The following is a 13,970-nucleotide window of genomic DNA, read 5'->3' as shown; positions in this document are numbered from 1 at the left end:
CGGTCGAGGTCAGGCTTTTCGGTGTTTAAATCGTTGGAGATCCAAACAATGAATATGTTAACACAAGGAAATTTTAACATAAACGAAGTAACAATGTCATCACCTGAGATTGTTGATTTCATTAATAAATTTCGCAAAGAAACTGCCACTGTAGAGAAGCCATATAAAGAACTTCGTCATGATGACTTTATGCGGAAAGTCCCAGGTGTTTTAGGGGATAATCACGCTCCGAAATTTATCGGAACGCAAAACTACGGCAACAACAACACGCGACATATCTACAACTTCCCAAAACGCGAAGCCTGCTTGATGGCTATGTCATATAGCTATGAGTTACAGGCTCGAGTTTTTGACCGCATGACTTCGATGGAAGACGCGCTTAAGGCTAAAAATAGTTTTGACATCACCAATCCTGCACATCTACTTCAAGCAATCGAAGTCCAAGCCAAGCTCAACATTGAGTTAAGTGAAAAAGTAGCAGTACTTGCACCTAAGGCTGAAGCATTAGAAGTCATTGCTGATACATCCAATACTTATTGCCTGCGTGAATGTGCCAAAACAATCGGTATTAAAGAATCAGACCTAATCAAGCTATTGATTGACAGAAAGTGGGTTTACCGCGACTCGGATCGCAAGCTTCAACCACATGCCCAGTATGTCATTAATGGCGTATTCACCAACCGTACATCACCAGTAATCACAAATCGCAACGATGGCAAGGAGCGTGTGTTCTTGCACATGCGTGTCACTGCTTTTGGCCTGACTCGTATTACAGGCCTAGTCAATAAGATGCGTAAAGCACAGCAGGTGGCAGCATGAGCATAACTTTAGAAGATGTTCTTGGCTTCATATCTTCATCTAGTGGTTCTGACTTAAATACGATTGCCGATGAAATGAAAGAAAGCGGCTTTGAGTATGAATGTCTTGAATGTGAGACCCATGAATGCGAAGAGCATGAATGTCATCACGATGAAGAAATGGCTGAAGTGAAAAATGAGTTTATTCATTATTTAGTTGAGCGGAACAATCAATTTGGCTTAGACGACATGCTTGATGAGCTAAAGCGTGAAGGTCAGAGCATTGGTGCATACCTCAAAGTGGAAGAAAAGTTATGAATTATTACCAACATCATATAGGGGATTTCAACAATGCAACTCGCCATTTGAGCTTGGTTGAGCGTGCGATCTACCGAGATCTTCTAGATATGTATTACGACACTGAAAAGCCAATTGATGCATCCAATTTGGAGCGTTTGGCTCGCCGTTTGCAATGTACAACTGAAGACCAGACAGCTGCTTTGAAATATGTTCTTGATGAGTTTTTTACTCTTGAGGATGGGGTTTATATCAACAATCGTTGTGAACGTGAAATCGCTGAATATCACGGTAAGCGCAAACAGGCTAGTGATGCTGGAAAAGCATCTGCTAAAAAACGCGCAGAGAAAAAGCAACGGAACTCTGATGGTGGTCCATCAAATGATGATCATTCGAATAGCAGAAGTTCAACAGACGTTGAAGGTCAGTTAAATGAGAATCCAACGACCGTTGAAGCAGCGTTGAACGGAAATTTAACGGACGTGCAACCAACCATAAACCATAAACCATTAACCAATAACCATGAACCAATAACCAGTATTTATAGTAGTGGTAGTAGTAATGCGTGCGAAGAAAAAATTCCTTTTCCACCGATTCAATTTTCTCAATATCAAGCTGAGGATCACAAACGCTATTCGATTCTTGAATGCGTACATGTATATCCAATTCACTACGATTTCATAGAACTTGGAAAGCAGCGTAATCCTGGTCTACCAGAACAAGATCTGATTGCTATGTTTACAAACTTTGGTGATTTCTTCTCAGCTAAGTCTGATAGCAAAAATACACCAAGCTTATGGCTGGTGAAATGGTTTACCTGGATTCAAAACAACAAAGACGAAGTACGCCGTCTACGTGAAGCCAAGAAATCTGCACCGGCTGCCAAACCTTCTGGATACCAAAGCCGAGCAGCACGTGAAGCACAGGAGTGGTTTGCTGAATTAGGTCAACCTGAAGAACAAGCCATAATTGATATCCATGCGGTTGAGGGGGTGGGCCATGCATAACCAGATCTCAAATCAAGTGAATGGACCTGATCAACAAGTTCGCAAATTTGGCGAAGAAGATGCCCGTTTACTGATCAAGGAAATGATTGAGCTACACGGCAAAAAATTTACTGATCAATGGGCCGGTCAGACTAAAGGGCAAGTGGTTGCCAAGTTTGCTCAGAAACTTTCTGTGCTGACTTATGAGCAATTCTTGCGAGGTCTTAAGCGACTGGACACGGCAAGCTGGCCACCATCGATTCCAGAATTTAAAGACTGGTGTTTAGGTGGGTATGAATATCAGACCGCTGATGAGGCATGGTTACAGGCTCTTAATTTTGAGAAAGAAAACCGCTCTGCTCGAATCAATCACCTAGCTAAAGCAGCTTATGACGCTGTAGTGGGTCCATATGGGATGCTAAAAACCACTGATACCGTACACAACGTATTTTGCAGTGTGTACAAACGACTCGTTACTGAAGCTAAAGAACGTGGTGAGCCTGATGGCGTGTTGGATGCTGTGATGCAGATTGAAAGCAAGGCTGAGGATCATAACCCGGTACCAAATGAAGTGGCAAAGCAAGCGCTTGAAGAACTTAAAAAGCGCATGAACGTGAAAAATCGCCAGGTACCAAAGCCTCAACGCCTCCAGTGCCAACCAACTGCAATAGCCGATCCTTGGCCAGATCCTTTTGAAAATCCTGAGTCGTACTTGGAAAAATGCGAGATGGATGGGGTGAAGGTGCCTAAGGTTATTCGTGAGCAATTGGGAGGTCACTGATCATGTCAAAAGAATATGACTTTCAAACCATGGATTGGTGCCCATCGATGCATGCCGTAACCCAAGGCGAGAAAATGATTCGTATATTGCGTCAAATGATGGCTAAACGGGGCAAAACAAGCGTTTCTGATGTGATGGTACTAATGGAGGGTAATCGTCGCACTGTACAGCGTTATTTAGGTCAGTTGGAGCATGCCGGATATATCCAGAGAGATGGCGCTACACCTGCAGGCTTCACCGTAACTGAAAAGACTAAGCAGATTTTCACAGTGAAGGTGGCGGCGTGAAGGATCTAAACAAAACATTGATGTTTATTTTCATGGCAATTGGCGCCGTTATGTTGAGGATGTGGGGTGCATGACCAGCTACTCAATCGCTGAATACAAAAAAATGGTTAAAGCCACCAAACCGAAAGGGCGCTCTAAGCGTCCTAAGGTGAAAGGCGAAAAAGTACCGAATGAGTTTGAGGCGAAACTGGCCCGAGAACTAAAGACTTTAAAAATTGAGTTTGAGCAGGAATTTGAGTTTCACCCAAAGCGGAAATGGAGAGCAGATTTCCACCTGGTAGGAAAAAAGATACTGGTAGAGGTTGAAGGTGCGATCTGGAGTGGAGGAAGGCATACCAGAGGCAAGGGGTATATCGGGGACATGAAAAAATATAACGCCGCAACAATGATGGGTTTTCAAGTATTAAGGTTTAGTACAGATCAAGTGAAGTCAGGTCACGCGATCCAGCAAATTGAGAAGATGGTAGGGGAATAGGGATGAATGCGATGGTTAAGACGGAAGTGATGAACTGGGATCGTTTTAGTATTGAAGATTGGCTTAAGCAGTATGGGGCATACATCCAGATTTCACGTATGAAGTCAGGAAATCAACCAGACTCACTTGGGGTAAATCAGATTTACTGGCTGATTCTTGAAAACAACAAAGGGGCAGCACCACGTAAGGATCAGGTCATTTGCCAGATTAATGACTTTGAAGCTGAACAGGTGCGGAAGTTGATTGTGGATTTTAACAAGTCGAGTTCGGTTTGTGCTTCGGCAAAAGTGGCTGTGCAGTTGTTTATTGAGAAGAATGTGAGAGGGATGTCACTCGATCAAATGGTGCGTGAGTTTACTCTCGGCAGAACCTCAATCAAGAGCATGATTTACTGTGGCAAGTTTTATTTATGTGGCCATGATAAACGGTTGAAAATAGGTTGAATGGCTATTGACCGTGCGCACGCGATATGGCATATTTCAGGTATAGTGCGCTTGAGTAGTCGGGTACACTAGCGATTAAGGCTCATCGAAAGGTGGGCTTTTTTGACATTATTTATTCATAAAATTAAGTGATAATGCCTTTTTGTTTTTGAGCTCTAATTGAAATGGCGATTTTAACTGTTAAAAAACTAGAAGATACTCTCGGTAAATTAGTGGCTGAAGGCAAAAAGCCTGAAAAGATTTTATTAGGCTATAAAGCGTATGGCGAGCTAATGAATGATCGTAGCTTTTTTGAGGAAGTGGCTGGCTCGGCAATGGATCCAAACAAACGAAAATATAAAAATATTAAAATTAAGGTCACTCAAGACGAATACCAGTTTAACGTGAAATGTCAAAAATAGGTTTAAGCATCAAGGAAAGCTCGCCAAATGGTGGGCTTTTTTATTGCCTGTAAAAAGGCAACCCATTCCTGCTGGAGTGCTGACCAGTGGAACATGCCTTTGAGTAAACTTCCTTCGGGAATCTAGACTAGGGAGTAGCGTCCCGACCTAAAGAGGATTGAAAGCAAGTAAAGCAGACCGTGCATGTTAGGTGTGTGTGATTGTGAGTAGCGGTAGATTAGTTGCCGAGCTGGTCAATATCGTAATCTAAGGCAGGGTGTGGCAGATCGCCACATCCTTATTTAAGCGCCATTAGCTCAACTGGTAGAGCATCGGTCTCCAAAATCGGTGGTGTGGGTTCGAGTCCTACATGGCGTGCCAGATTCTAAAAACGAGAAGCAAAACAGTTTGTCTCTCGAAAACAATTAAAAAGGAGAATCAAATGCTCCAATTTATATTCTGTTTATTCGGCCTACACGGTGCGACTGAGATCGATTACACGGTTGATGATGAAGAAATCAAGGTGTGTCGTGATTGTTTGAAAGAAGTTGAATAACAACCACTCAAGCAAAGAGCTGTTTCATAAAGCTGTAATATTTAAGCAATATAGTTGCTCTGCAAAAGAAGAAAGACGTTGTGACGCAAGTCAAGCCCGTTTAATTGGAGAGAGTTAAACGGGTTTTTTATTGAAATATATTGCTATTTTCCTTTTGTCGAACGTATTACGACTCAAACCCCGTCATTAATTTGTCGGGGTTTTTCTTTTCTTATTGGTGATTACATGACAGATAAAGTACAAGCGAAACAAGACTTAGAATTTTGCAGTACTGAGCTGTCTAAGTATCAGAATCTCAGCAGATCTGGATTGTCGCGTCATCAAATGATAGTAATCGATGAAATTATAATTAAGCTGAAAGAACGCATTAATAATTTACGGTTCACTTTGTATGGATGAAAAGGCTTATAAACTTTTCACCCAAAAAATCCCGCCAAAAAAGAAATCGCGTGTCAGACCCCTACCCAAAGCTGGTGAAAAATACTTAGAAGCATTCGATCGATTAAAAGAAATCTTGGATCGGATGGAAATCAAATACGAAGAATATTTTCACTTTAAAAGTACGAAGCACTGGCGTTTTGATTTACACCTGGTTGGCTATCTCACATTAATTGAAATTGCTGGTGGGCCTTGGTCTGGTGGTCGAAAAGGTAAATTAGCCACAAAAGCCTGGAGTATAGATCGCTATGACCATGCTGAAGAAATGGGTTATCGATATCACCGCTTTGAAGTTAATGATATCAACATGGGCCGTGCAACGGCATGGCTGAGAAATTTAAAGGCATCTTATGGAACAGTTCAGACCATTCCCGCCGACGGAGCTGATTGATCAGGCTGAGGAAGAGGAGGCTATTCGTTTGGCACCTGCGCCAGAGCTTAAAGAATGGGTCGTGAATAACTGGCTTACTTTAGGTGGTGAGTTACATAACCCGGATCATGATCATATTGCTGAATTACTGCATGACAATGAAGAGTTCCTTGCATTCGCCTGGGCTTCATCTGCCGCCGTAGCGAAAAAACGTATGGTGTTAGGCCAATGTGAAAAGGTCATGTTTAACGTGGGCGGATGGAAGAAAGCACGCCAGGAACAACAGATGCGGGACTGGTTTGGCTTTGTACCTCAATATCTGATTACCGTTGACGCTACTTATTGTGAACAAGCTACAGATCGTGACTTCTGCCGTTTGATTGAACATGAGCTATATCACATTGGTGTTGAACGTGATGAAGATGGCGAAATCATTTATAGCGATATGACTGGGCTGCCTAAGCATTACCTGGCTGGCCATGACGTTGAAGTGTTCTTTGGTGAAGTTAAACGATGGGGTGCAGACGAGTCTGTCAAACGACTTCTGGAAATTGCCAGGAATGCGCCGTTTGTATCAGAGGCAAGTATGGCTGCGTGTTGTGGGAACTGTGTGATTAATTAAAATGGGATCAGATTTTAGCTTTACTTTATTTCATTTTTTTGTAGATTTGATCTAAAGGAGGGCACGTATGGCTACATATAAACAAATTCAAGAATTCCTTACTGAAAAACATGGGCGTACTTTTAAAAGTTGCTGGATAGCAGATATTAAAAATCAGCATGGTTTAACTAAAAGGCAAGCACCTAATAGGTATGATCCAGATAACCGTGTTCATCCTTGTCCTGAAGAACATAAGGGTAAGGTTGAAGAAGCATTGAGGCATTTTGAAATGATTTAAAAAAGCTCCCCGATTAAAGGGGATTTTTTTTGCCTACTTTGCATGACGTAGCATGACAAAAGGGGGATTTATGGCAGCACTTAAAGAGCCTGTAAAAATATTTATCGTTCAAGCTCTTGCATGCCGTGATACCCCTCAAGAAGTTGCGGAGTTGGTCAAGCAAGAGTTCAATATTGAAATTGATCGCCGTCAGTGTGAAAACTATGACCCGACTAAATATGCAGGTCGCAATCTCGGGAAAAAACTTGCAGATCTATTCAACCAGACTCGTAAGAAATTTGATGAAGGTTTGATAGATATTCCAATTGCTAGTAAGTATTACCGGCTTAAGCAATATCAGAAGCAACTTGAAAAAACCAAGAATGCAAAATTAGCACTCAAGATTCTTGAACAGGCTGCTAAAGATGTAGGTGGTCAATTCACTAACCGACAAGAAATTACCGGTAAGGACGGCGAAGCATTACAAACAACAGTTGTGCACGCTACCCAAGACCAAGTTGAAGCTGCTGTAAAGAAGGCCCAAGAGGAGTATTAAATGGATCTGCAAACACAGGTTGAAAAGAAGCTGTGTGAAGATGAGCATTTATATTTCACCCGGCGATTCTTTAAGCCCCGTATGGGTTTTAAATTTACGGTGAACTGGCACCATGTTTACATCTCATGGATTATTGATCAGGTGATTGCTGGTGAGATTGCAAACGTGGTTATCAACGTTCCACCAGGGGCCGGAAAAACTGAACTGACCACCAACCTAATTCCACGCGGCTTAGCCTTAAATGCGCGTTCTCGATTCTTGTATTTGTCATTCTCTCAATCATTAGTTGAGGGCGTATCCGATACGGCGCGTGACATCGTGAAGTCGAAAGACTACCGCCAGATGTGGGATTTAACCGTATCGAACAGTACCGACTCTAAGAAAGAGTGGAAAATCACGGTTGAGGACTATGACGTTGGCCATGTCTATGTGGCTTCCATGGGTGGGCAGGTCACAGGACGGCGGGCAGGGACGCTGGCAGATGATGGCTTTACTGGCTGTATCATCATTGATGACCCATTAAAGCCTGAAGATGCTTTCAGTAAGATCAAGCGGGATGCAGCGAATCGGAAGCTACTGAACACGGTGAACTCTCGTAAAGCTAAATCTGATACACCTATCATCATGATCATGCAGCGCCTTCACACTGAGGATCCCACTAATTTCGTCATGACGGGAAATCTACCAGGTGAATGGACTCAGATATCCATCCCGGCACTGATTGATGATAAGTACATTGCAACCCTGCCAGAACATATTCAAAAACTGGTACCGCAAGATGTTGAGCGTGATGAGCAGGGTCGCCAAAGTTACTGGCCCAAGAAAGAATCATTGCAATCTCTTTTGCAGCTAGAAAAGGGCGGTAAGGATAAAGAGGGTGCGACGGTATCGCGCTATACATTCTCAAGTCAGTACATGCAGCAGCCTAAGAAATTAGGCGGTGACCTGATTAAATCTGAATGGTTCGGGTTCTATAAAGAACATCCAGAGCTACAGTGGCGAGCTGTCCTTGTAGATACGGCGCAGAAAACCAAAGAGCACAATGACTACTCTGTATTCCTGCTTGTAGGCATGGGTATAGACGGTAAGTTGTACTTGCTTGATCTTTTACGTGGCAAATGGGAAGCACCGGAACTAAACCGTCAGGCTAAAGCCTTTCTGGATAAGCATAAAGAGTACACCTGGCATACCAAACCAATCCGCTACATGAAAGTAGAAGATAAGGCATCTGGTACCCAGTTGATCCAGACACTAGGAACTTATTCCGGTGTTGCTGTGATTCCGGTCCAACGTAATACAGACAAGCTATCCCGATTTATGGATGTGCAGGTTCATCTTGAAGCGAACTATAAGGACAAGCCTGATGACCGGTTTGTATTGGTACCTAAAGATGCACCATGGGTCGGTGAGTTTTTTGAAGAGTGTGAAGCGTTTAATGCGGCATTTACCCATGATCATGATGACCAAGTGGATACGCTCATTGATGCAATTGAAGATGCAGTAATTGCGATTAATTATAGCCCACCAGCGGCTTAAGGTTTTATTTATGGCTAAGAAAAGTAAAAAGTCTGAAAATAGTAAGCCCGAATCTGGTGCACTCTATTCTCATGAGGCAGAGCAGGCCTTAATCAGTTATCTGACTAAAATGCCGGATGGTGATGAAGTTTTGCGTAAAGCCGGTGTTACCCGCCCACGGTTAAAAGTCATGATGTATGACGATGAGATTTATCAGGCAATTGAAAAACGCCAGGATAAACTTGAGAGTGCATCATGGCGTGTAGAACCGATGGATCGACCGGAATCCAAAATCATCATGGAGCACTTACGGGAGTGGTGGTCTGAGATTCTCTTGGGTGCACAGAATGCCCGTTGGTATGGATACTCAGTCTTAGAGGCGATTTATACCAAGCCGGAAGAACCAAGCTTGCATATTGAAGGCGATACTATTACGCCTTTTATTGGTTTTAAATGGATTGGTGAAAAGCCAATGCAGTGGTATGAGCCTAAAAATGATGGTCGCTTGATGTTGCTGGCCAACCACAACACGACTCGACAGGATCAAGAAGTAGACCAGCGTTTCAAGCACTTTTTGACACGTTGCAAATCTACTTATGAAAATCCATTAGGTGAGGCTTTATTAAGTCGACTGTACTGGGTCTGGTTCTTCAAAACATCTGGCTTTAAGTTCTGGGCCAAGTTTGTTGAAAAGTTTGGCTTACCAATGCTGGTTGGTAAAACTGCCGGCAAGACGACAGATATGCGTGATGCACTGCTTAGAGCACATGCCAGTTCGGTTATTGCCTTAAGTTGCACAGATTCGGTGGAGATTCAAACTGCTAATACTAATGGCAATGCTTCCCAGACATTTGAAGTCTTTGATAAGAACCTTGAACGCCGTATTCAAAAAGTTATCCTTGGCCAGACTTTGACAAGTGGTACCGACGGCGCAGGTTCGCGAGCTTTAGGTGATGTGCATTTAGAAGTACAGAACTCAAAGTACAAAGCCGATGTACGAATGATCATGCCAACGATCCAAGCCATTATTAATGCTTTATGCGATCTAAATGGCTGGGAACGTCATCGGGTAATCATTGGTGAAGAAAAATCACTCGAAGAGCCTAAAGCAGATCGTGATGTGAAGTTAAAGAATGCTGGTGCAGTCTTAACGCCACAATATTTTAAGCGTGAATACGGTTTAGAGGATGGGGATGTGATTGAACAGAACCAGATTGGTTTCAATCAATTCTCTGCATTACCGCGTCAGGCATTCAACTTTAAGGCATCAGCAAACAAGCTTTCACCTGAACAACAGGAAGTTGAAGAACTGACTGATGGCCAGGATGAATTGCAGCTACTGAAACCGGATCAGGTCAAGGAATTAGTATTCAAGTCTGATAGTCCTGAAAGTCTGGCTTATAACCTGATGCAATTAATACCTGGTGCAACTCAGACACAGTTCACAGCCAATCTGGATCAGGCTTTGTATGCTGCGGATGTATTGGGGTATGTGACGGCGCAAAATGGGAAGTAAGTTATGCAACCAGTCACGTTTCTTGAGGCACTTCGGTACGCTCACAGCAAAAAGATTGTTTTACCTGATGAGTTTTATTCAATGGACCTCAAGACCCGGCAGATGGTAACTACGGTTAGTTTTCTATCGAGTCTTGAGCAAATTGAGACTGTCATCAAGGCGGTGAATAAATCCATTGCCGACGGCGGTACCTTTAAAGATTTTCAGAAGCTAATTGAAGAATCTGAAATCATTCTGCCAAAGCATTACCTGGACAATGTATTTCGTACCAACATCCAAAGTGCTTATGGTCATGGCCGGTGGCAACAACAGCAACGGAATAAGGCTAAACGACCATATCTGATGTATTCGGCGATCAATGATAGTCGGGTACGTCCTAGCCACTTGGCTTTAAATCGGACTGTCCGTCCGATTGATGATCCATTCTGGCTGACACATTATCCACCATTGGGCTTCCGTTGTCGCTGTACCGTGATTGCCTTAACCGAGAAGCAGGCATTGAAATACGGCATTACGCCAGATGATCAGTTGCCAGAAGTGGCCGAGGCGTTGGACTGGAGTTCTCATCCATTGCAGTTTGGTGAACTTGAATCACTGGTGGATAAAAAGATCAGTACTTCAAGTCTGGATAAGGAATATCTTCTGGAGCAGAAAGAGGTCATCAGGGCAGAATGGACGGCAAGTAAAAAACTCACCAGCCTGTTTGCTCCGATGGATGATAAGACTCGGGATCTGTTCGACACGGTGGCTAATACGGTGATTCCACTTGATCCAAGTATTCGGCCAAGTGCAATCCGCACCTTCCTGGATTATGTGCAGGGGAATGATGCTGCACTGACTGGCTATTTAAACTCAGCTACAAGCTCACTGGCTGATGATGTGCTTAAGCGCTGGCTTGCTACTGACATGAAAGCGATTCAAGCTGTAGCAAGTAATACGGCTTCAACCGTAGTAGGTGCTGCAACTCTTAATCAAGTAGCGGCTTATCAGGTAGGGCAAACAGTTCAATTGAATGCGCCGTTGCTGATGGCTGATACAGCTTCAGATATCGTGATTAAGATTGAGAATGCTCAAGGGTTGGGTATCGATCTGGATATGTTGAATGCCGGTAATGGTGTTTTATTTCCAATTGGACTGTCGTTTGAGGTTATTTCGATTGAAGCGGTTGAAGGGCAGATGGTTTATACACTCAAGCCTTTGTTGAATTAGTTTTTAAAATGAATATGACCGCCTTCTGGGCGGTTTTTTATGGAGCATGAAAAATGCCAGATCCAAATGAAGAGCGGCTGAAGTATTTATTTAATGCCTCTGCGATTGAGGTACCCAAAGCCGAGGAAGGGCAGAAACGGAAATTTAAAGGCACTGCTTATGCTGGTGGTCGTGTAGATGGTCACTGGTATTGGGGGCGCTCCGGTGTGGTCTTTGATCTTGATGGAATTGAGATTGATAAGCCGACAGCCTTACTTGAAGAACACTTCGGCTCAAGTCGAATTGGTGTCGTTCAAACCGTGGATACAAACGGAAAGATTGATGTATCAGGTGATTTCCTTACAAACGCCAAAGCACAGGAAATTGTCCAGGACTCTGATGACGGTTTCCCGTTCCAGATGTCGATGATGATTGATCCGGGATCGATTGAAGAAGTGTCTCAAGGCAAGACAGTCACTGTGAATGGTCAATCCTTTGAAGGCCCGATCACAATCTTCCGTCAAAACCGTATTCGTGAATTTACAATCTGCTCGACCGGTGCTGATCGCAACACATCAATCAAAGCCTTCTCGGGCAAAGCAAACCCAAACCCAACCAAAGAGGACACCAACGTGACCGAATTAGAAAAAGCACAACAGGCCAAAGAGCAGGCAGAGCGTGAACGTGATGATGCCCTGACTGAACTTAAGCAATTCAAAGCGCAAAAGCGTGCTGATGAAATTACAGCTTTAGAAACTGAGCTGAAAACGCAATTCAGTGCTGAAGATAAAACGGCTTATACCAATATGGATGATTCAGTTTTTAGCTTTACTGCTAAGCAGCTTCGTCAATTCTCAGCAGGTACTACTCAGCAGCCACCAGCTGGACAACAGCAACAACAAACACCAGGTGTAAATCCGGCATTTGCTCACCTGTTTAGCCATCAAGCTAATCCGGGACAAGGTGGCCAGTCGAATAATACCGACACTCACAAATTCACTTCTGGTGCACAAGCATTTGCAGAACAAAAGGGGAAATAATTCATGGCTATTCACTATGTACCGCCTATTTCAGTCACCTCAAAACGACTGATCCTGGACAATGAAAAATTACGTCGTGCCAATGCCAAGGTGCCAACCGCCACAGCATTTAAATACGGTGATCTATTAACGCTGTCAGATACCAATGTACTGGCTCATGCTGTAGATGAAAAAACATGGGATGTGATTTGTGGTCAGGATGTATCGGCTGCAGAAGCCACAATCAAGGCCGCTGACGGGATCGAAATCCCGGTGTATTACGGCGGCGTATTTAATGTCGAAGCTGTATCGGTAAATGGAACCTTGCTTACAACTGCTCAATATGACGCAGCACGTGCACAGGCAACTAAAAACAAAATCGAACTTTCTAAGGTGTAAAACAACATGCCACAGTCTTTTAATATTGAAGGTGCTCCACTTGAACTTCTTGATGTGGGCGAGCTTGCACTGATCCACTCAAATTACCGTCCAATGGATACCTGGCTTTTAGACAAGCTTTTCCCAAATCGCCCGTTATTCACCCGTGATGATGTGCCTTTGGCTGAAGTGTCTGCCGAACATGATCTGGCACCACTGGTATCTCCGCAACAGCCTGGTAAGCCATTTGATACTACTCAATCTGGTGAAGTACGCCATGTTAAACCGGCTTACTACAAGCCAAAAAACCAAGTCACTCCGGCTGAAACTTTTGAAATTGCCTTGCTGGAACGTTTACGTACCGCAGGTATCATCTCAACTGGTAACCAGCGACTATCTGAGCAAGAGCAAATGATCATTGCTCAAATCTCGGTAATGAAGCGCAACCATGATGCAATTGATAACTCTGTCATGATGATGGCAATTGATTTACTGAAAAATGGTAAATACGCGCTTCACTCAGATGATTATGAATACAACCTGGTGGATTACCGTCGTGATGCATCTTTGACATTTACACCGTTAACCAAGTGGAATGAAGCGGGTGCCAAGCCGGTAACGGATATCCGCACCATGCTTGAACGTCAATTGGCAGCTGATGGTGGCGAAGCTAAGCTGTCTGTTATGTCTGGTTTGGTTTGGGCAGCCCTCTGGAACAATGAAGAGTTCAAAAAAGAATTCATCACGCCGTATGCCGGTATTTCTGTTCCAGTGAATCCAAGTTTTGGTGTTAAGGAATCGGCGACCTTCAAAGGTACTTTTGATGGGGTCGAATTCTGGGTATATGACGCAACTTACCGTAACAAAGGTCAAGTGAAGCGCTTTATTCCTAAGGATTACTTCTCTTTGATCTCTGATACCAACGGTTCGGTAGCTCACTGTAAGATTAAAAACATGTTGGCCAACGGCGTTGCTCAACAGTACTTTGACCGTCAATGGTACTGCGAGGATCCAAGCGGCATCATGCTGATGACTGAATCTGCTCCACTAGTTGTGCCGTCTAATAAAAACGGTGTGGTTGGTGGTACTGGCTTTATCACTCTATAAGGA

The 13,970-nt window shown here is 43.5% G+C and carries 18 protein-coding genes and 1 tRNA gene; all 19 read left to right on the top strand.

Translation table 11 applies throughout. The features are described from left to right. Positions 1-48 precede the first annotated feature (48 nt). The 19 genes from NI469_RS00285 to NI469_RS00195 all read left to right on the top strand — a co-directional run bounded on the left by NI469_RS00285 (position 49) and on the right by NI469_RS00195 (position 13,967). Positions 49-819, top strand: coding sequence for a phage antirepressor KilAC domain-containing protein (locus NI469_RS00285; RefSeq protein ID WP_004893826.1), 771 nt, complete (start codon positions 49-51; stop codon positions 817-819). Continuing rightward, positions 816-1,115 (top strand): hypothetical protein, encoded by a 300-nt coding sequence (locus tag NI469_RS00280; protein WP_005266733.1) that lies wholly within the window; start codon positions 816-818, stop codon positions 1,113-1,115. The genes NI469_RS00285 and NI469_RS00280 overlap by 4 nt, the downstream gene beginning before the upstream one ends. Continuing rightward, positions 1,112-2,101 carry a YdaU family protein gene (locus NI469_RS00275; protein WP_253174190.1) on the top strand — a complete coding sequence of 330 codons (990 nt, stop codon included), beginning with the start codon at positions 1,112-1,114 and terminating at the stop codon, positions 2,099-2,101. Before NI469_RS00280 ends, NI469_RS00275 begins: the two co-directional genes overlap by 4 nt. Next, entirely contained in the window at positions 2,094-2,861 is a 768-nt protein-coding gene (locus tag NI469_RS00270) for a hypothetical protein (protein ID WP_004646426.1), read from the top strand. Before NI469_RS00275 ends, NI469_RS00270 begins: the two co-directional genes overlap by 8 nt. Positions 2,862-2,890: 29 nt before the next feature. Next, on the top strand, positions 2,891-3,148 hold the full coding sequence (locus NI469_RS00265) for a helix-turn-helix domain-containing protein (RefSeq protein WP_253174189.1): 258 nt from the start codon (positions 2,891-2,893) through the stop codon (positions 3,146-3,148). 70 nt (positions 3,149-3,218) lie between these two features. Further along, positions 3,219-3,623, top strand: a complete 405-nt coding sequence (locus NI469_RS00260) for a DUF559 domain-containing protein (protein WP_253174188.1) — start codon at positions 3,219-3,221, stop codon at positions 3,621-3,623. Positions 3,624-3,625: 2 nt separating this feature from the next. Then, the gene (locus NI469_RS00255) at positions 3,626-4,066 is read left to right on the top strand and encodes a hypothetical protein (RefSeq protein ID WP_253174187.1); all 441 of its coding nucleotides are present in this window, start codon (positions 3,626-3,628) and stop codon (positions 4,064-4,066) included. Positions 4,067-4,230: 164 nt separating this feature from the next. Then, complete coding sequence (locus NI469_RS00250; RefSeq protein WP_005262234.1) at positions 4,231-4,467, top strand: hypothetical protein; 237 nt, start codon at positions 4,231-4,233, stop codon at positions 4,465-4,467. Between the two features lie 285 nt (positions 4,468-4,752). Then, a tRNA-Trp gene (locus NI469_RS00245) sits at positions 4,753-4,827 on the top strand. A 566-nt stretch (positions 4,828-5,393) separates the two neighbouring features. Continuing rightward, positions 5,394-5,831: a hypothetical protein gene (locus NI469_RS00240; protein ID WP_253174186.1), complete on the top strand. Its 438-nt coding sequence runs from the start codon at positions 5,394-5,396 to the stop codon at positions 5,829-5,831. Next, a complete protein-coding gene (locus NI469_RS00235) occupies positions 5,791-6,432 on the top strand; it encodes a putative metallopeptidase (protein WP_253174185.1) in 642 nt (213 codons plus the stop codon). The genes NI469_RS00240 and NI469_RS00235 overlap by 41 nt, the downstream gene beginning before the upstream one ends. 67 nt (positions 6,433-6,499) lie before the next feature. Then, entirely contained in the window at positions 6,500-6,709 is a 210-nt protein-coding gene (locus NI469_RS00230) for a hypothetical protein (protein WP_004279609.1), read from the top strand. Between the two features lie 70 nt (positions 6,710-6,779). Further along, positions 6,780-7,244, top strand: coding sequence for a DUF2280 domain-containing protein (locus NI469_RS00225; protein WP_004279610.1), 465 nt, complete (start codon positions 6,780-6,782; stop codon positions 7,242-7,244). Next, complete coding sequence (gene terL / locus NI469_RS00220; RefSeq protein ID WP_253174184.1) at positions 7,245-8,780, top strand: phage terminase large subunit; 1,536 nt, start codon at positions 7,245-7,247, stop codon at positions 8,778-8,780. Positions 8,781-8,790: 10 nt separating this feature from the next. Beyond that, the gene (locus NI469_RS00215; RefSeq protein ID WP_253174183.1) at positions 8,791-10,275 is read left to right on the top strand and encodes a phage portal protein family protein; all 1,485 of its coding nucleotides are present in this window, start codon (positions 8,791-8,793) and stop codon (positions 10,273-10,275) included. 3 nt (positions 10,276-10,278) lie between these two features. Beyond that, positions 10,279-11,484 carry a phage head morphogenesis protein gene (locus NI469_RS00210; RefSeq protein ID WP_253174182.1) on the top strand — a complete coding sequence of 402 codons (1,206 nt, stop codon included), beginning with the start codon at positions 10,279-10,281 and terminating at the stop codon, positions 11,482-11,484. Positions 11,485-11,537: 53 nt separating this feature from the next. After that, positions 11,538-12,503 carry a hypothetical protein gene (locus NI469_RS00205; protein ID WP_253174181.1) on the top strand — a complete coding sequence of 322 codons (966 nt, stop codon included), beginning with the start codon at positions 11,538-11,540 and terminating at the stop codon, positions 12,501-12,503. Between the two features lie 3 nt (positions 12,504-12,506). After that, the gene (locus tag NI469_RS00200) at positions 12,507-12,881 is read left to right on the top strand and encodes a hypothetical protein (RefSeq protein WP_253174180.1); all 375 of its coding nucleotides are present in this window, start codon (positions 12,507-12,509) and stop codon (positions 12,879-12,881) included. Between the two features lie 6 nt (positions 12,882-12,887). Further along, positions 12,888-13,967, top strand: a complete 1,080-nt coding sequence (locus tag NI469_RS00195) for a major capsid protein (RefSeq protein WP_253174179.1) — start codon at positions 12,888-12,890, stop codon at positions 13,965-13,967. The last annotated feature ends 3 nt before the right edge of the window (positions 13,968-13,970 follow it).

This window comes from Acinetobacter lwoffii (assembly GCF_024129735.1).
Classification (GTDB): Bacteria; Pseudomonadota; Gammaproteobacteria; order Pseudomonadales; family Moraxellaceae; genus Acinetobacter; species Acinetobacter lwoffii_H.
The sequence above is the reverse complement of the archived record's forward strand: the minus strand, read 5'-3'. Positions and strand labels throughout refer to the sequence as shown.